15 protein-coding genes and 2 rRNA genes are annotated in these 17,504 nt (G+C 67.5%); 11 read left to right on the forward strand and 6 right to left on the reverse strand.

Annotated features, from left to right (window positions below):
• The 6 genes from ACOQFL_RS00005 to ACOQFL_RS00030 all read left to right on the forward strand — a co-directional run.
• Positions 1–116: ribosomal RNA gene (locus tag ACOQFL_RS00005) — 23S ribosomal RNA — on the forward strand; the annotation flags it as partial.
• Positions 117–253: 137 nt separating this feature from the next.
• Positions 254–371 (forward strand): 5S ribosomal RNA (gene rrf / locus ACOQFL_RS00010).
• Positions 372–476: 105 nt separating this feature from the next.
• Positions 477–1,322: a GNAT family N-acetyltransferase gene (locus ACOQFL_RS00015; RefSeq protein WP_435542004.1), complete on the forward strand. Its 846-nt coding sequence runs from the start codon at positions 477–479 to the stop codon at positions 1,320–1,322.
• Positions 1,323–1,354: 32 nt separating this feature from the next.
• Positions 1,355–2,107 (forward strand): type 1 glutamine amidotransferase, encoded by a 753-nt coding sequence (locus ACOQFL_RS00020; protein ID WP_435542005.1) that lies wholly within the window; start codon positions 1,355–1,357, stop codon positions 2,105–2,107.
• Between the two features lie 179 nt (positions 2,108–2,286).
• Positions 2,287–5,367 carry a bifunctional [glutamine synthetase] adenylyltransferase/[glutamine synthetase]-adenylyl-L-tyrosine phosphorylase gene (locus tag ACOQFL_RS00025; RefSeq protein ID WP_435542006.1) on the forward strand — a complete coding sequence of 1,027 codons (3,081 nt, stop codon included), beginning with the start codon at positions 2,287–2,289 and terminating at the stop codon, positions 5,365–5,367.
• 150 nt (positions 5,368–5,517) lie between these two features.
• Positions 5,518–6,453 carry an NADP-dependent oxidoreductase gene (locus tag ACOQFL_RS00030; RefSeq protein WP_435542007.1) on the forward strand — a complete coding sequence of 312 codons (936 nt, stop codon included), beginning with the start codon at positions 5,518–5,520 and terminating at the stop codon, positions 6,451–6,453.
• 249 nt (positions 6,454–6,702) lie between these two features.
• On the opposite strand, the gene ACOQFL_RS00035 is transcribed toward ACOQFL_RS00030, so the two are convergent.
• Entirely contained in the window at positions 6,703–7,212 is a 510-nt protein-coding gene (locus ACOQFL_RS00035; protein WP_435542008.1) for a DUF6194 family protein, read from the reverse strand.
• A gap of 44 nt (positions 7,213–7,256) precedes the next feature.
• Here ACOQFL_RS00035 and ACOQFL_RS00040 point away from each other — a divergent pair, with 44 nt between their 5' ends.
• Positions 7,257–7,982, forward strand: coding sequence for a MerR family transcriptional regulator (locus tag ACOQFL_RS00040; protein ID WP_435542009.1), 726 nt, complete (start codon positions 7,257–7,259; stop codon positions 7,980–7,982).
• Positions 7,983–8,093: 111 nt separating this feature from the next.
• Here the strand turns inward: ACOQFL_RS00040 and glnA are convergent, their stop codons facing one another.
• Positions 8,094–9,518 carry a type I glutamate--ammonia ligase gene (glnA, locus tag ACOQFL_RS00045; RefSeq protein WP_092628816.1) on the reverse strand — a complete coding sequence of 475 codons (1,425 nt, stop codon included), beginning with the start codon at positions 9,516–9,518 and terminating at the stop codon, positions 8,094–8,096.
• Between the two features lie 193 nt (positions 9,519–9,711).
• Between glnA and ACOQFL_RS00050 the strand changes: the two genes are divergently transcribed.
• Positions 9,712–10,167 (forward strand): RDD family protein, encoded by a 456-nt coding sequence (locus ACOQFL_RS00050; protein ID WP_435542010.1) that lies wholly within the window; start codon positions 9,712–9,714, stop codon positions 10,165–10,167.
• Positions 10,168–10,447: 280 nt separating this feature from the next.
• Here ACOQFL_RS00050 and ACOQFL_RS00055 read toward each other — a convergent pair whose 3' ends face one another.
• Positions 10,448–11,173: a DUF4191 domain-containing protein gene (locus tag ACOQFL_RS00055; protein ID WP_092628724.1), complete on the reverse strand. Its 726-nt coding sequence runs from the start codon at positions 11,171–11,173 to the stop codon at positions 10,448–10,450.
• A gap of 373 nt (positions 11,174–11,546) precedes the next feature.
• Here ACOQFL_RS00055 and ACOQFL_RS00060 point away from each other — a divergent pair, with 373 nt between their 5' ends.
• Positions 11,547–12,734, forward strand: a complete 1,188-nt coding sequence (locus ACOQFL_RS00060) for a molybdopterin-dependent oxidoreductase (protein ID WP_435542442.1) — start codon at positions 11,547–11,549, stop codon at positions 12,732–12,734.
• Position 12,735: 1 nt separating this feature from the next.
• A complete protein-coding gene (locus tag ACOQFL_RS00065; protein ID WP_435542011.1) occupies positions 12,736–13,221 on the forward strand; it encodes a hypothetical protein in 486 nt (161 codons plus the stop codon).
• A gap of 73 nt (positions 13,222–13,294) precedes the next feature.
• Here ACOQFL_RS00065 and lipA read toward each other — a convergent pair whose 3' ends face one another.
• Both lipA and ACOQFL_RS00075 read right to left on the reverse strand, forming a co-directional pair.
• The gene (gene lipA / locus ACOQFL_RS00070; RefSeq protein ID WP_435542012.1) at positions 13,295–14,296 is read right to left on the reverse strand and encodes a lipoyl synthase; all 1,002 of its coding nucleotides are present in this window, start codon (positions 14,294–14,296) and stop codon (positions 13,295–13,297) included.
• 266 nt (positions 14,297–14,562) lie between these two features.
• Positions 14,563–15,498, reverse strand: a complete 936-nt coding sequence (locus tag ACOQFL_RS00075) for an oxidoreductase (RefSeq protein WP_435542013.1) — start codon at positions 15,496–15,498, stop codon at positions 14,563–14,565.
• Positions 15,499–15,645: 147 nt separating this feature from the next.
• Between ACOQFL_RS00075 and ACOQFL_RS00080 the strand changes: the two genes are divergently transcribed.
• Positions 15,646–16,593, forward strand: a complete 948-nt coding sequence (locus ACOQFL_RS00080) for an LLM class F420-dependent oxidoreductase (protein WP_435542014.1) — start codon at positions 15,646–15,648, stop codon at positions 16,591–16,593.
• Positions 16,594–16,725: 132 nt separating this feature from the next.
• On the opposite strand, the gene lipB is transcribed toward ACOQFL_RS00080, so the two are convergent.
• Positions 16,726–17,472: a lipoyl(octanoyl) transferase LipB gene (gene lipB, locus ACOQFL_RS00085; RefSeq protein WP_435542015.1), complete on the reverse strand. Its 747-nt coding sequence runs from the start codon at positions 17,470–17,472 to the stop codon at positions 16,726–16,728.
• Positions 17,473–17,504: the final 32 nt, after the last annotated feature.

Here is a 17,504-nt window from a genome sequence, read left to right on the forward strand (position 1 = left end):
CACCCCCCGTACGGGGGGATAAGGCACCCAGCAGATGACTGGGTTGATAGGCCCGACATGTACGCACAGCGATGTGTTCAGTGGACGGGTACTAACCCGCCGAACGACGACACCCCCATTTCCTCTGTCCCGGCAGGCACACCGGCAGGCAGGCACGCGATCTCGCCACCACTATACGGCTCCCACCCAACCACCACCCCCGATATCCTCGACAACCGCATACCGGCCGACCCGCTCGGCCCCCCAGTTTTGGGTCGGTGGCCACAGCGGAGGGGACACGCCCGGCATCCATCCCGAACCCGGCAGCTAAGCCCTCCAGCGCCCCAGGTACTGCACCCCCACGGGTGTGGGAGACACGGACACCGCCGACCCAACCCCCCACGATGTGGCCCGGACACCACCACGGTGCCCGGGCCACACGTGCATCCCCCGAAAACGAGTTGTCCGAACTCCGAGCACCGACGAGCATGTCCTTCATGCACGTCGAACGCCACGACTCGCTCGCTTCCTTCCGGAAAACCGCTGAGCGGTTCTACCTGGCCGATCCCGTGCGGCAGACCATTCCCGTGACGGTTCTGGCCGCGGCGGGAAATTACGAAGCCGGCCCCGCTCCCGTGCTGCTCACCCTGCACGAGAATCGAACCGTGCTCGGTGCTTATCTCCGCACCCCACCTTTCCCGGCACATATCGGTGCACTACCTGATCGGGACGCCGCGGAACTCGTGAACGCGCTTTGCGAACACGATCCTGACCCGGGGGCTCTGCTCGGCCCCACCGAACAGGTCAATCGGTTGGCGGCAGCATGGTGCGGCCGTACCGGAGCGAGAGGCGAACTCCGGATGCGGCAGCGGCTCTACGAATTGCACACGCCGGAATTCCCGGCCGAAGTGGTGGGTGAAGAACGTGATTTCGTCCGATCCGACATTCCCTGGCTGGCGGATTGGCGAGCGGAATACGCCCGCGAGGCCGTAGACATCGGAGTCGGCACCGAGCCGTCGGAGGAGAAATTGCGGTCCTTCCTGGACAGCGGTCGGGTTCCGGTGCTCTGGTCCGACGGTGTCCGACCGGTGGCGATGGCCTTCCACAGCACGCCGAAGTACGGGATGTCCCGGATCGGAAACGTCTACACCCCCGCGCGGTTCCGCCGTAACGGGTACGGAGCGGCTGTCACGCTGGCGGCGGCCCGACGAGCCGTCGAGGCGGGCGCGGAGCGGATCGTGCTGTTCGCGGACCTGGCCAACCCCACCTCCAATTCCGTCTACCGGCGCATCGGTTTCCGGCCGGTGCACGACACCGACGAGATCGTGCTGCACCGGATGTGACTCGGCTCGCAGCCGTTCGTATCCTGGCGGGCATGAGCGGAGTGCGGATTCTCGTGGTGCGGCCGTCCGAAAACTTCCCAGTCGGCATGTTGGGGGACTGGTTCACCGAACTCGGAGCCGACCTCGACGTGCTCGATCCGCGTCTGGAGGAGCTCCCGGAAACACCGGGGGACTATGCGGGGTTGGTGGTACTCGGCGGTGAGACGAACGCCGGAGCCGATCTCGAACACACCTGGTTGAGTTCGGTGCGGAAGCTGCTCAGCACCGCCACCTCGGCAGGGACGCCGGTACTGGCGCTCGGTCTCGGAGCACAGCTGCTGGCGATGGCGACCGGGGGACGAATCGCCACCCGCCGCGACGGGCCCGAAGCCGGGACGCTGCTGGTGGCTAAGCGGGACGCGGCGGCCGAGGACGTGCTCGTCGGCCCGCTGCCACTGACCCCGGACGTGTTCCAGTTCCACCGCGACGAGATCAGTACGCTTCCCCCGACCGCCCAACTGCTGGCGGCTTCTCCCATGGGTGAGAACCAGGCGTTTCGCGTCGGTAGCAGAGCTTACGGTTTCCAGTTCCACATCGAGACCACCCCCACGATGGTGCACGGCCTGGCCGAGGCGGATCCGGAGTTGGCGGAAGCGGCACGTAGTGGCCAGTTCGACGCCGAGCATCTCCGTGAATTCCACGCCGATCTCGCGGAGACCTGGCAGCCGGTGGCGCGGCGGTTCTTCGAGCTCGCCGCCACCCCACCGGAGGAACGGACCACCACACGTTCCCTGCCGTTGGCCTGAGCGGAGTCTTCCACCGAAGTCTTCCGCCGGCTTTCGGAACGCGTGGCCGTCACGGACCGTCTTGCCGCCGCGCTGCCGAGCACGGTTCCGCTGCGGCACGAAGCCGATTCGCGATCCGGTGTGCAACAACGATCACGACGGGATCCCCGTAGCCCGTCGCTTCGGATTACGGTACGGACATGGCCCAAGCCAACTGGCAGCGCTCCGGGGCGGTGCCGTCGCCCGCGCGGTACGGATTCAGCGACGTGGAACGAGCCGAGACCCAGCTCCGTGCGGCGGGCTGGTGGGGCGACAGCGGCCCGCTGCCCGCGACGGAACCGGTACTGGAGACTCTCTCCCGCACGCCGGATCCCGACCTCGCCCTGCATTCCGTCGATCGGCTGCGTGAGTCCTCCGAAGCGGAATGGACGGACCTCGAGCCTCGACTGTCGGCCGACTCGGAGCTGCGAACCAGGTTCCTCGCGACCCTCGGCTACTCGAGCGCGTTGGCCGACCACCTGGTCGCGAACCCCGCCGACTGGCGTCGCCTGGCGGGCGACGACATCCGGCAGCGCGGAGTCCGGGAATTCAGCGCCGAACTGTTGTACAGCGTGGGTGCGATGACCACGTCCTCGCCGGAAAACGGGATTCCGGATCTTCCGGTGGCCACAATGGACAGCAGTGTCGCGGTGACCCCACTTCGTGCCGCCTATCGTGGGCTGCTGTTGGAGATCGCCGCCGCCGACCTGGCCGGATCCGTCGATCCGAACATCACCGCTCCCTCGTACGAGGAGATCACCGGCAGCCTCTCCGACGCGGCGGTCGCCGCGTTGCGCGCGGCATGGGCGGTGGCCGCCTCCGAGCTGTCCGGGCAGCACCCACCCCGGCTCTCGGTGATCGCGATGGGCAAGTGTGGGGGCAGGGAACTGAACTACGTCAGCGATGTCGACGTCGTTTTCGTGGCTGCCTCGGAGGAGGACGTGGCACCGGCCACGCGGCTGGCGAGCACGCTCATGCGTGTGGCGGGCGCCGCCTTCTTCGATGTGGATGCCGCCCTCCGGCCGGAGGGCAAGTCGGGGGCGTTGGTGCGCACGCTGGAAGGGCATCTGAGCTACTACCGTCGCTGGGCCCGCACCTGGGAGTTCCAGGCGTTGCTCAAGGCGCGCCCGGTGGCGGGTGACACCGAGCTGGGCGAGCGTTACTCGGAGGCGGTTCGGCCGTTGATCTGGACGGCGGCGGAGCGGGAGGATTTCGTCGCCGACGTGCGCTCCATGCGGCAGCGTGTCGAACAGCACGTCCCCGCCGAGCAGACCGATCGTGAACTCAAACTCGGCAGGGGCGGATTGCGCGACGTCGAGTTCGCGGTGCAGTTGCTGCAGCTGGTGCACGGCAGAGGAGACGAGCACATCAGGTCCCGCTCCACGATGACGGCGCTTCGCTCGTTGGGAGAACGGGGATACGTGGCCCGCAGCGACGCCGGTGCGATGGCCGACTCCTACGCCTTTCTTCGTGGAGTGGAACACCGGTTGCAGCTGCGCAGGTTGCGACGCACCCACCTGTTTCCGCCATCGACGGAGCGGGCCACGCTACACCAGCTGGCGCGCGCGATGGGGATGCGTTCGCAGGGCAGTCAGGAAGCGGCCGACGTGCTGCTCGGCGAGTATCGCAAACAGGGCAACCGGGTGCGCCGGTTGCACGAGAAGTTGTTCTATCGGCCGCTGTTGGAGTCGGTCGCGAAGGTGCCCACCGAGGCGTTGCGGCTGACCACCGGGGCAGCGGTGGATCGGCTGGCAGCGTTGGGTTACACCTCCCCGGAGGGGGCGCTGCGTCATATCGCGGCGCTGACCTCGGGAATGACGCGTCGTGCCAGTATCCAGGGGACCCTGCTGCCGGTGCTGCTGGACCTGCTGGGCCGTACTCCCGATCCGGACGGCGGGCTGCTTGCCTACCGCAATGTTTCCGAGGCGCTCGCGGAGACCCCCTGGTATCTGCGGTTGTTGCGGGACGAGGCGGTGGTCGCCGAACGACTCGCCTTTTTGCTGGGCACCTCGAAACTGGTTCCCGAGCTGCTGGTACGCGCTCCCGAAGTGCTGCGGCTGTTGGCCGATACCGCGGAACTGTCCGAACGGGATCCGGCCGAGGTGGCCGGTTCGCTGTGCAGTGCGGTGTCGCGGCACGTCGATCCGGAACGCGCGGCCTCGGCGGCACGTTCGCTGCGCAGGCACGAATTGCTGCGTGTGGCGGCGGGGGACATGCTGGGGGTGATCCAGCCGCACGACGTGTTCGCCGCGCTCTCCACGGTGTGGGTGGCGGTGTTGCAGGCCACGTTGGACGCCGCTGTTCGGGATGTCGCTGCCAGGTCGGAGTGGTCGGCTCCGAACGGTGGGGGCGATGGTGGCGCGCGTCCCGCCAGGATCGCCGTGATCGGTATGGGCAGGCTGGGAGGTGCCGAGCTCGGTTACGGTTCCGACGCCGACGTGATGTTCGTCTGCGAGCCGGTCGAGGGAGTGGACGACAGTACCGCCGTGCGGTTCGCGACCGCCGTGGTGGAGCAGGTACGCAGACTGCTGGGCAAGCCCAGTCAGGACCCGCCGTTGGAGGTGGACACAGATCTACGACCGGAAGGAAGGTCGGGGCCGCTGGTCCGGACGTTGGACTCCTATCTGAATTACTACCGGAGATGGGCCCAGATCTGGGAGGCCCAGGCCCTGCTGCGGGCCCGTCCGGTGGCGGGGGACACCGAGTTGGGGGAGCGGTTCCGTTCCGCCGTGGCTTCGATCCGGTATCCGGAGGGCGGACTGGACGCGGGGAGGGCCCGTGAGATTCGACGTATCAAGGCCCGGGTCGACGCCGAGCGGTTGCCGCGCGGTGCCGATCCGGCCACCCACACCAAACTGGGGCGAGGTGGACTGGCCGATGTGGAGTGGACGCTGCAACTGTTGCAGCTTCGCTTCGCCCACGAGTTCCCCGAACTGCGTACCACTTCTACGATCGGCGGATTGCGCGCCGCTGCCGGGGCCGGACTGTTGACCGAAGAGGACGCGGCGACCCTGGAGAACGCGTGGACGCTGGCCATGCGAGCGCGTAATGCCGTGATGCTGGTTCGGGGGAAGGGGAGTGATCAGCTTCCCAAACACTCCAGAGAGCTCAACGCGGTGGCCGCTGCGTTGGGATATCCGAGCGGTTCGGACTCCGGCCAGGTGCTGGACGACTACCTGCGCGCGACCCGGCGTGCCAGGAGCGTGGTGGAGCGGATCTTCTACGAGGACGCGTTGAGCTGACCGGGGTTGTCGGGCGCGAGAGCCCGGCGGGTGGAACCCCCGCCGGTACTCGCCACGGTCGATGAGACTGGTGGAGGGTTCGACGAGCAGGCTGGACGCACTGCTCCGAATGCCGGAATAAGATCGCGACGAAATGTCGTTGCAGGAACCATGAAGGCTATCGCGCTCACCGAATTCGGCGAACCCGACGTTCTTTCGTATCAGGAGTTGGACGATCCGCTGGTCGGTCCCGACCGAGTGCTCGTCGAGACCAGGGCGGCGGGAGTGAATCCGGTGGACTGGAAGATCCGCCGCGGTTATCTGCGCGACCTCTTCCCGCACCACACACCGTTGATCTCCGGCTGGGACCTCGCGGGCGTGGTTCGTGCCGTCGGGCCCGCCGTGACCGAGTTCAAGCCAGGGGACGAGGTCGTGGGCTACGTGCGCGAGGACCACGTGCAGCACGGCACCTATGCCGAACTGGTCGCCGCTCCGGTGCGCACCCTGGCCCACAAACCGGGTGCGGCGGACTTCACGCAGGCGGCGGGACTGCCGCTGGCCGGGCTCACCGCGCTGCAGATGCTGCAGGCGGTGGAGACCGGCACCGATGATTCCGTGCTGGTACACGCCGCGGCGGGCGGTGTCGGGCACCTCGCGGTGCAGATCGCGTTCGCGCTGGGGGCCTCCCGGGTGATCGGGACCGCCTCGGAACGCAATCACGACTTTCTGCGGGAGCTGGGAGCCGAGCCGGTCACCTACGGCCCGGGGCTGCAGGGGCGCGTCGCCGAGCTCGTCGGCGGTGACGGCAAGGTCGACACCGCGATTGACATGGCTGGCGGAACCGCGCTGCGCGAAACCCCGGAGATCCTGCGGGACAGCTCGCGGCACGCCTCGGTGGAGGATCCCGAGACCGTGCTGCAGCAGGGCGGGCACTATGTGTTCGTCCGGCCGGACACCGAGGAACTGACCTGGTTGGGCAAGCTGATCGACCGTGGTCAGCTGCGGGTGGAAGTGCAGCGCACCTTCCCGCTGCGCGAAGCGGCCCAGGCGCACGAACTGCTGGAGCAGGGCCACGTGCGGGGCAAGCTGGTACTCACCGTCGACTGAATCGACTCCGCGCCTCTCCGGGCGAGCACGCCGGGCGTGGTGCCGAGCTCTTGAAGCCCGCACCGCGCCCGTCGTGGACGAATCCCGCCGCTCGGTTGTCCTCCGTGGGTGGGCTGCTGGGCCGATCCCGGTGATGATGGTGCTTGTTCGGCGCCTGCCGCACGCGTTCAGTGGCAGGCCGAACACCAGCACTCGACGTCACGGATACCGAACCGTTCCCCGACCCGTGGCAGCGGCCCAAGCGGTTTCTCACTGCTCCGGTGCCGTGCTGTCGTTGTGGTCACCCTCGCGTGCCCGGCGCTCGACGTGGCGCCGTTGTTTTTCGTACGCGGCGTGCAGGAGATCAACCAGGGGGGTCATGGTCCGCTCCGCCGGGTTCACGACAGCCACCCAACCGCGAGCACCGTACCCGGGATGGGGCATGAACACGTCCGATTCACCGAATTCTCGCGATTTCTTGTCGCTCGAATTGAAATCGCGGGGGGTTTCGCCGGTGAGCTCGGTGAATGTCGACCGGCCGACATCGACATTCACGCGGTATCGGTCCACTGACCCCAGGTTCGACGACGGCTCGCCGGGATAGTCCTTCGTGACGATCGTGGCGAATGGCTGGTGGTGCTGCGGGATTCGCCCATCCGGTGAGTAGTAGAAGAAGTGGTCGCCCCAGGCGATCTCGGGAAACCCACTTCCCTCACCGGGGGCGAGCTCGAGGATTCCTTCGAATTCACGGACTGTCTCGAGGATGTGGTGCATACTCATGGTTCGAGCGTGACATTGAAGTGCTTGTGGAGGGTTCGACAGCTGTGAATGCTTCGGGGGCCCACCGAGGGAGTCTCAACACCTCCGCCACTGCCGCGGCTGTTGGCTACTCGCCCCAGCAGGTTCGCGATCTCGAACGGCTCGGAGTCATTCCCGCCGCCCATCGCGCGGCGAACGGATACCGTGAGTTCTCGAGCGCCCATCTGCTCGCACTGCGCACCTACCGCAACCTGGCCGTGGCCCTCGGTCCGGTGGAGGCGAGACGTGTACTTCGACGAGTGCCCACGCTTCCCACCGACGAGGCGGTGGCGCTGATCAGTTCTTTTCACGGCACGCTCGTCCGGGCGCGGGAGGACGCCCTCGAAGCACAACGAGCGCTGCTCTCGATACGCGACGAAGCCGTGGACGAGGCCGAAACCGGTGCGGCGGACACCATGACGATCGCGGAGCTGGCCACGGCCCTCGGCGTCCGCACATCGACACTGCGGTTCTGGGAACAAGCCGGATTGGTGGTCCCCGACCGCGTGACCAGTCGCAGCGTTCGCCGGTATCCCTTGTCCGCGATTCGAGAGGCTCGGATCACCGCCGCGCTACGCGCAGCGGGCTACCGAATTCCCGATATCCGTAAAACCATGCACGAGATCCGAGAGCTCCACGAGGTCGACGACCCGCTCGCGGCACTGCGAACCAGAATCGACTCCATCGCGCAGCGCACACTCGCCCTTCTCGTCGCGGGCACCGATCTCACGGAAATCATCCGGAAGAGCTAGCCGTACCTCCTCGGCACGTATCGGGCCGATCGAACGGCGAGCGGAACAGCACACAACAGAGTGGGCCCCGCCGAGGCGGGGCCCACTCATGTCACGCGGTGCGGCTGTCGATCACACGTCGAAGTACAGCGCGAACTCGTGCGGGTGCGGACGCAGCCGGATCGGGTCGATCTCGTTCTCCCGCTTGAGCGAGATGAAGTTCTCCAGCAGGTCCTCGGTGAACACGCCGCCTTCCAGCAGGTACTCGTGGTCGGACTCGAGGTTGTCCACCGCGTCGCTGAGGCTGGAGGGAACCTGCGGCACGTTCTTGGCCTCTTCCGGCGGCAGCTCGTAGAGGTCCTTGTCGATCGGGTCAGCGGGCTCGATCTTGTTGCGGATGCCGTCCAGGCCCGCCATCAGCATCGAGGCGAAGCCGAGGTAGGGGTTGCCGGACGGGTCGGGGCAACGGAACTCGACACGCTTGGCCTTCGGATTCGTCCCGGTGATCGGGATGCGCATGCAGGCCGAGCGGTTCCGCTGCGAGTAGACCAGGTTCACCGGCGCCTCGAAGCCGGGCACCAGGCGGTGATAGGAGTTCACCGTCGGGTTGGTCAGCGCCAGCAGGCTCGGGGCGTGCTGCAGGATGCCGCCGATGTAGTACCGCGCCGTGTCCGACAGTCCCGCGTAGCCGGACTCGTCGTGGAACAGTGGCGAGCCGCCCTGCCACAGCGACATGTGGCAGTGCATGCCGGAGCCGTTGTCACCGAACAGTGGCTTCGGCATGAAGGTCACGGTCTTGCCGTGCCGCCAAGCGGTGTTCTTGATGATGTACTTGAACAGCTGCAGGTCGTCGGCGGCGTGCAGCATCGTGTTGAACTTGTAGTTGATCTCCGCCTGGCCGCCGGTTCCCACCTCGTGGTGGGCCCGCTCCACCTCGAACCCGGCCTTGGCGAGCTCGGTGCTCATCTCGTCGCGCAGGTCGGCGTAGTGGTCGTACGGCGAGACCGGGAAATAACCGCCCTTGTAGCGGGTCTTGTAACCCAGGTTCCCGCCGTCCTCGGCGCGGCCGGTGTTCCACCAGCCCTCGATCGAGTCGACCTCGTGGAACGAGGAGTTCGCGTCCTCGGAGTAGCGCACCGAGTCGAAGATGTAGAACTCGGCCTCGGAGGCGAAGAAGGCGGTGTCGGCGATGCCGGACTCGTTCAGGTACTGCTCCGCCTTGCGGGCGATGTTGCGCGGGTCACGGCTGTAGGGCTCCAACGTGAACGGGTCGTGCACGAAGAAGTTGAGGATCAGCGTCTTCTCGATCCGGAACGGGTCGATACGGGCCGTGTACGGGTCGGGCAGCAGCAGCATGTCCGACTCGTGGATCGACTGGAAACCACGCACCGACGAACCATCGAAGGCCAGTCCCTCGGTGAAGGTGTCGTGGTCGAACGCCGAGGCGGGAACCGTGAAGTGCTGCATGACGCCCGGCAGGTCGCAGAACCGGACATCGACGAACTTCACGCCCTCGTCGGAGATGAAGCGTAGGACCTCGTCTGGATTCTTGAACACCCTCGATGGCTCCTTCACGCATTGGTACCGCTCACCGGTCGTTCCTCGTCACCGGCTCGTGAACGAGATTAGGGGGGCGGTGTTGCCCGGTCGTCACCCGCGTGTTTCGCCGACGTTAACGAAACGGTCTGTTGTTCCCGGGACGGAGCGGGCGTCGGTTCGGAGTGGTCGAACGCCCCCGTATGCTGGTCACGTGGGTAGAATACTCGGTTCCTGGCTCTCCGGCCCCGCATCCGTGCGGGAGTCGAGAGAACCGGAGCAACACTGGCGGGGCGAACGTCTGGGGCTGCCCGAGCAGGGAGCCGGATCGGTGGCGCCCTCGGGACGGCGAGCACTGGGTTTTCTGGTGGACATCGTGCTCGCGGCGCTCGTGGCCGGGCTGTTCACGGCTCCGGAGCTGCCCGGTAACTGGAGTCTGGTCTCGTGGGCGCTGATCACGGTCTTGCCGGTCGCGTTCTTCGGATTCACACCGGGCATGGCCGTGACGCGGATCTGGGTGGCACGTATCGACGCCACCCCGAGCGTCGGGCTGCCGCGTGCGCTGCTTCGCTGCGTGCTGACCGCCGTGATCGTTCCCGCCGTGCTGTGGAACCTCGACGGTCGTTCCTGGCACGACCGGCTCAGCGGCACCGTGGTGCTGCGCCGCTGACCTCGGACGGGCCGCTGACCTCGGACGGGCCGCTGATTCAAGAGGGGCCGCTGATTCAAGAGGGGCCGCTGGTTCCCGTTGGCCCCGACCGGTTCACGTCCCGCGGCGCTTCGACGTCGCCGTGCGGGCTCGCGCGTACCGGAGGCCGTGAACCCGGCAACCGCCGTGTAACACCGGGCCGGATCGGTTCACTCCTTCGGAGGAGTCGAGTGATCCGCCCTTCATCGGCTGGAAAGCGGGGGCGGAAAGCGCGGCACGCGCCGCGCTCTGCCGTGCCCGGTTACTTCCTGCGGCTCGCGCGTTGCATGTTGCGCATCTTCGCACCCTGCGGCGCGGGACCCTTCGGCATCGGGTTTGCCCGGTTGCCCAACGCCTCGAGCTGCTTCTCCAACGAGTCGATCTGCCCGGCGTTGATGTTGCGGGGCAGCTTCATGATGTTGGACTGCAGTTTCCGCAGCGGAACCTGTTCCTGCCCGTCACCGACCATGATCTCGTAGATCGGAGTCTCGCCGACCAGCCGCGAGATACGCTTCTTCTCCTGGGCCATCAGGCTTTTGACTCGATGCGGTTCACCCTCGCCGACGAGGACGATCCCCGGCTTGCCCACGAGCCGGTGCACCGCGTCCAGCTGGCTGTTCCCGGTGACGCCCTGGGTCAGTTCCCACTTGCCACGCATGTTCTCCAGCGCCCAGCCCGCGGCACCCGGTTGGCCGCTGGCCTTGCTGTAGACGTTGCGCTGCACGCGCCTGCCGAACACGATCACCGCGCCCAACGCGCCGAGGGCCACACCCACGGGCAGGAAAAACCACTGCAACCCCCAGACGAGGCCGAGCAGGAACGCGACGACCGCCGCACCGAGCAGTACCGCCAGCATCAGCGGCACCAGCAGCCGGTCCTCGCGGCGTTGCATCTTGAACGCCTCGAACAGCTGTTTAAAACGACCGCTCGACGCCTGTCGTCTCTGTTTGGCCGCTTCTTTCTTCGCGGCTCGGTCCTGCTTGGCCATAGCTCCAGGATACGGCGCGGGCCTTCGGGGGCGTCCATACGGTCCGGGACGTTTCCCTCCGAAAAACGCCCCGGCGGGAGGTCTCGCCGTCGTACACTGCCCGTCAGGACCGTCGCCGACGGAGGTGCTGCAGGTGTGCCGGGCTGCCGTGTTCCAACTGGACGCCACTTACCGGGCCGTCGGCTCATCCCCACCACCGCGGCTCGTGAGTTCCCGGGCCGCTCCGCGCGAGGAAACACGTCGCGATCCGTTGGAGGAGCTCGAGTTCGGTTTTCCGGCCGGTGCCTGGCGGTTGTTGGCCCGACTCCGTCCCGCCGGGGCGCGTCGGAGTCGGCTATGGCGCAGTCCGCTACGCGGGCCGTGGCTGACCTCGATGCTCGGGGCCGTGTTGCTGGTGACGCTACCGTTGGTGACCATCACCGGGCTGCTTTCCTACATCGCCTACGGCCCGCAGTTCGGTCAGGCCTTCCCCCGTGAGGTCGGCTGGTTGCGACTGCCCGCCTTCGACTGGCCGACAAGCCCGGCCTGGTTGTACGTGCTCAACCAGGGGACGCACGTGATTCTCGGGCTGGTGCTCATCCCGGTGGTGCTGGCGAAACTCTGGTCGGTGGTGCCGAAGCTGTTCGAATGGCCCCCCGCCCGTTCTCCCGCCAAGGTCTTGGAACGCCTCGCGTTGCTGCTGCTGGTCGGGGGCGTGCTCTTCGAGATCGTCACCGGTGTCCTCAACATCCAGTACGACTACGTGTTCGGCTTCAGCTTCTACACCGCGCACTACTACGGCGCCTGGGTGTTCATCGCGGGCTTCGTCGTGCACGTGGCGCTCAAGATCCCTCGCATGATCCACGCGTTGCGGTCCCGTTCGCTGCGTTCCGAACTGCGAACCACGCGGGCCGAAACCCGCCCGGAACCGTTGGACGGGAGCGGCTTGGTGGCCGCCGAGCCCGCCGCGCCCACCATGAGCCGGCGTGGTGCGCTCGGCCTGGTCGGAGCCGGCTCGTTGTTGCTGGGGGTACTCAGCATCGGCCAGGTGGTGGGCGGCCCCGCTCGCCGCGCTGCCCTGTTGCTGCCCCGCGGCAGAAGCTACGGTTCCGGTCCCAACGATTTCCAGGTCAACCGCACTGCCGAGGCCGCGCGGATAGCTCCCGCCGATACGGGGGAGAACTGGCGGCTGGTGCTGCGCTCACCGAACGGGACCGCGCGGTTCTCCCGGCGGGAGTTGCTGGGAATGCCGCAGCACACCGCGACCCTGCCGATCGCCTGCGTGGAGGGGTGGGCGACGACGCAACGCTGGAGCGGGGTACGGCTGCGTGAGCTGGCCGTGCTGGCCGGGGTGCCCGAACCGACCTGGGCCAGGGTGAGTTCGATCGAGACCGTCGGTGCGTTCCGGGCGGCCACGCTGCAGGCCAACCAGGTGCTCGACCCCGACGCGCTGTTGGCGTTGCGGGTCAACGACGCCGACCTCGCCATGGACCACGGTTACCCGGCCAGAGCGATAGTTCCCGCGCTGCCCGGGGTGCACAACACCAAATGGGTGCGCGACATCGAGTTCGGGAGCGAGTGAGATGCGTGTGCTGCTCCGCTGGTTCGCGCGGGCCTACGGTGCCGGTCCGCACCAACTGCTACTGGTACTGGGGGCTTTCGCGCTGACCGCCTACGTGGTGGTGCTGCTCGTGCCCGATCCGAGGTTCACACGGATGTTGGTCTGGTTCCTCGCCGCGGTGGTGCTGCACGACCTGGTGCTGTTCCCCGTCTACGCGGGGGCGGATCGGCTGCTCCACGCCGGTGCCCGTGGTGGGAGGGCGGTCGTGGGATGGATCAACCACGTTCGCGTGCCGGTGCTCGGCTCCGCGTTGCTGCTGCTGGTGTTCCTGCCCGGCATCATCAGGCAAGGGGAGTTCACCTACTACGCGGCCACGGGGCAGACCCAGCAGCCCTTCCTGGGACGCTGGTTGCTGCTCACCGCCGGGATGTTCGCGCTTTCCGCGCTGTGGTACCTGGTTCGCGTCGTGCGATCCCGGTATCTCGACCTCGGCCGGGACGGGAACTGATCCACCGGGCGCGACTCGCCGAGACCGTTCCCCGGAACGCGTGGGAGACGCCCACGCGTTCCGGGTGAGCGGCTCAGCTGGAGAGCAGGTTGCTGGCCTCCTGCGCGGCGGTTCCCGCCTGCGCCAAGTGCGCGAGGTTCTCCGGCAGCGGCATACCGCGGTGCTCGGTCGCCTTGGCGTACAGCCGCCCCGCCCGGTAGCTGGAGCGGACCAGGGGGCCCGCCATGACACCGGGGAAGCCGATGCGCTCCGCGGCCTTGGTGTGCTCGACGAACTCCTCGGGCTTGACCCAGCGGTCCACCGGGTGGTGCCGGGGGCTGGGGCGCAGGTACTGCGTGATGGTGATGATGTCGCAGCCCGCCTCGTGCAGGTCCCGCAGGGTGGGCTCGACCTCCTCGGGGGTCTCGCCCATGCCGAGAATCAGGTTCGACTTGGTCACCAGCCCCGCCTCGCGCGCGAGGGTGAGCACCTTCAGCGAGCGGTCGTACCGGAACGCGGGGCGCATCCGCTTGAACACGCTCGGCACGGTCTCGATGTTGTGCGCGAGTACCTCGGGGCGCGACCCGAACACCTCGGCGAGCTGGTCCGGCTCGGCGTTGAAGTCGGGGATCAGCAGCTCGACACCCGTACCGGGGTTGAGCTCGTGGATCTGACGCACCGTCTCCGCGTACAGCCACGCGCCGCCGTCGTCGAGGTCGTCGCGAGCCACACCGGTTACCGTCGAATAGCGCAGCCCCATGGCCTGCACCGACTCGGCGACCTTGCGTGGTTCGGTGGTGTCGAGCTCGGCGGGTTTGCCCGTGTCGATCTGGCAGAAGTCGCACCGGCGGGTGCACTGGTCACCGCCGATGAGGAACGTGGCCTCCCGGTCCTCCCAACACTCGAAGATGTTGGGACAACCCGCCTCCTCGCAGACGGTGTTGAGGCCCTCGCGCCGCACCAGCCCTTTGAGCTCCTGGTACTCCGGACCCATGCGAGCGCGCGTTTTGATCCAGGACGGCTTCTTCTCGATCGGCGTCTGACTGTTGCGGGCTTCGAGCCGCAACATCTTCCGCCCCTCCGGCGCCACAGTCACGACCACAGGCTACGCCCCGCCCACCGGTGCTCGACAATGACCGAACTCACCCGAGCCCGCTCTTCACCGAAACAGCGTGCCGCGCCGGTGCGGCCGTGCGGTGGTCACTGTTCGAGGTGCCCCGCGACTGAGCGAGGCGTCGGCCCGATTGCCGGATCGGTGTTCACCTCTCCGGGGCCGCTACCCGATGTCGGGCCTCCCGGAGCGAGAGCGGGCGGGAGGTTCCGTCAAGCGGGTAGCTCCCCGACCCGACCGGAAAACCTTGTTCAGAACGGTTCGGGAGAGATACCGGTCAGCTCCGCGGTGACCTCCCACAGTCGTGCCGCGCTCGTGTCGTCGCGCGCGGCCGGATTGAGCGCGGCCCGCTTGGGATGGCCACGGCTCTCTGCCAGTCGTGCGGGCCCGAAGTAGTCCCCACCCGCCACGTTCGATGCGGTGGCCGCGTACAGCTGGGGCAGTGCTCCGAGTTCCACCCGTTGGGTGATCAGCGCGTTGCCCTTGCTCACCGCGTCACCGACGAACGCGGGCAACGTGCGTTGCCGTGCGGAGTTGGGGGCCAGTTCCGTGGCGGTCATGCCGGGGTGGGCCGCGGCGCTGGTGATGTCGAGTCCGGCGGTTCGGAGTCTGGAGTCGAGTTCCCGGGTGAACAGCAGGTTCGCCAGTTTCGACTGGCAGTAGGCCCGCAGTGGCGAGTAGTGGCGGCGCCGGAAGTTCGGGTCGGTGGTGTCCAGTCCGTTGCCGTGGTGCGCGAGGCTTGAGAGCGTCACCACCCGGGAGTACCGTCCACCGCGCAACGCGGGCATCAGCAGCCAGGTCAACGCGGCATGCCCGAGGTGATTGGTCCCGAACTGCAGCTCGAACCCGTCCGCTGTGCCGCGGAACGGGGTTGCCATCACGCCCGCGTTGTTCATCAGCACGTCGAGTCGGTCACCGGTGCGTTCCCTGATCCGCGAAGCCGCCTCGCGTACCGAGCCGAGGTCGGCCAGGTCGAGCTCGACGACCTCGGGTTGCACTTGCGCCGAGCCCTCGATTCCCTCCGCCGCCCGTTTACCGCGTTCGGGGTCCCGGCAGCCGAGCAGCACCCGGGCACCCCGGGAGGCCAGTACCTGCGCGCTCCGCAGCCCCAGCCCCGAGTTGGCCCCGGTGATCAGCACCGTCCGTCCCGACTGGTCCGGCACGGCGGTCTCGTCCCATTTGGTCATGGCCGCATTTCTATATCCCGCCGGATTTTCGAACAACTCTCGTATGGGGTTACCGGAGGCGTGCGGCGCCGCGTGGCCCGCGCGACGGTCGGCCGCCACACCGCACGTGTGACTCGCGAGTCCGCGCGGGCCGGTTAGCCTCGGGACGTGACCGAGGAATTCAAACTCAGAATCTTCACCGAGCCCCAGCAGGGTGCCACCTACGACGATCTGCTCCGTGTCGCCCGCACCACCGAGTCGGCGGGTTACGACGCTTTCTTCCGCTCCGACCACTATCTGCGGATGGGAGATTCGAGCGGCCTGCCGGGGCCGACCGACGCGTGGTTGACTCTGGCAGGGCTCGCGCGGGAGACCTCACGGTTGCGACTGGGGACGCTGATGAGCGCGGCGACGTTCCGCCTTCCCGGGCCGCTGGCCGTCTCGGTGGCCCAGGCCGACCAGATGTCCGGTGGGCGCATCGAGTTCGGAATCGGCAGCGGTTGGTACGAGGAGGAGCACACTGCCTACGGCATTCCGTTTCCTCCGTTGCGGGAGCGTTTCCAGCGTTACGCCGAGCAGCTGGAGATCATCACGGGGCTGTGGTCCACGCCCTCGGATGAGACCTTCGACTACTCGGGGACGTACTACCGGCTCGACGACTCGCCCGCGTTGCCCAAACCGGTGCAGCAGCCCCGTCCTCCGGTGCTCATCGGAGGGGGCGGCAAGAAGAAGACCCCGGAGCTGGCGGCCAGGTTCGCCGACGAGTTCAATCTGCCGTTCGTCGACCAGGAAACCGCGGCGGCACAGTTCGACAGGGTGGGGCAGGCGTGCACCGCGATCGGCAGGAATCCCGACGAGATCGTGCGTTCCGCCGCCTTGGTCCTCTGCGTCGGCAAGGACGAGGCACAGCTGGCGCGGCGTGCCGAGGCGATCGGCCGTGATCCGGTCGAACTTCGCGCCAACGGCCTCGCCGGTACTCCGGAGGAGGTGGTCGACAAAATCGGCCAGTGGCGGCGGAACACCGGCATCACCAGGCTGTACCTGCAGGTGCTGGACCTGTCGGACCTGGATCACATCGAGTTGGTAGCCGCCGAGGTAGCGAATCGGCTGGACTGATCGGACTTCCCGACCGGCACTCCGGCCTCGGGCTGGGAAGCGACGGCGGGGAACTCGTGGCCGGGTAACCACGGCGTGGTGGGTGAGCGGCTCGCCCACCACGCCGCGAGTGCTCGGAGGGAGCGGCGTCGCTCAGCGCAGCTCCGGATCCAGCGCGAACGTCACGCCCGCCGGGGCCTCCGACTGTTTCCTGACGTCGCGGTCGGTGACCGGGAGAACGCCGTCCAGGGCTTCCGGTACGGCCTGCTTCACCAGCGGCAACGCTTCGGCCACCGTGACGTCCCTGCCCAGTTCGGCCGACAGCGAGGTGACCCCGGCATCGCTGATTCCGCAGGGAACGATCCGGTCGAATTCGGCCATGTCGGAATTACAGTTCAACTCCAGGCCGTGCATGGTCACTCCACCCTGCACCCGAATGCCGATCGCCGCGATCTTGCGTTCGGGCCGCTCGCCGTCGGCGGCGAGCCACACGCCGCTGCGTCCCTCCACGCGGCCGGTTCGCAGTCCGAACCGTTCGCACACCCGGATCAGTGCCTGTTCCAGTCTGCGTACGTAGTCGACCACGTCGATCGGATCGGACAGGCGCACGATCGGATAGCCGACCAGCTGGCCGGGGCCGTGCCAGGTGATCTTGCCGCCGCGATCGACGTCGATCACCGGGGTGCCGTCCTGGGGGCGGTCCTCCGGTTCGGTTCGCTTGCCCGCCGTGTACACGGAGGGGTGTTCCAGCAGCAGCAGGGTGTCCGCTCCGGTTCCCTCCGCGCGGGCCGTGGCCAGCTCCTGCTGGCGTTGCCAAGCCGTCAGATAGTCGATCGTGCCCAGCTCGAGTTCCTCGATCGGCTGATCCGAGGCCCGGCACGAGTTCTCACCGTGACTCACGGGCGCCACCCTACCGTGGTCGGTTTCACCTG

Source organism: Actinopolyspora sabaoui, assembly GCF_051225635.1.
Lineage (GTDB): Bacteria > Actinomycetota > Actinomycetes > Mycobacteriales > Pseudonocardiaceae > Actinopolyspora.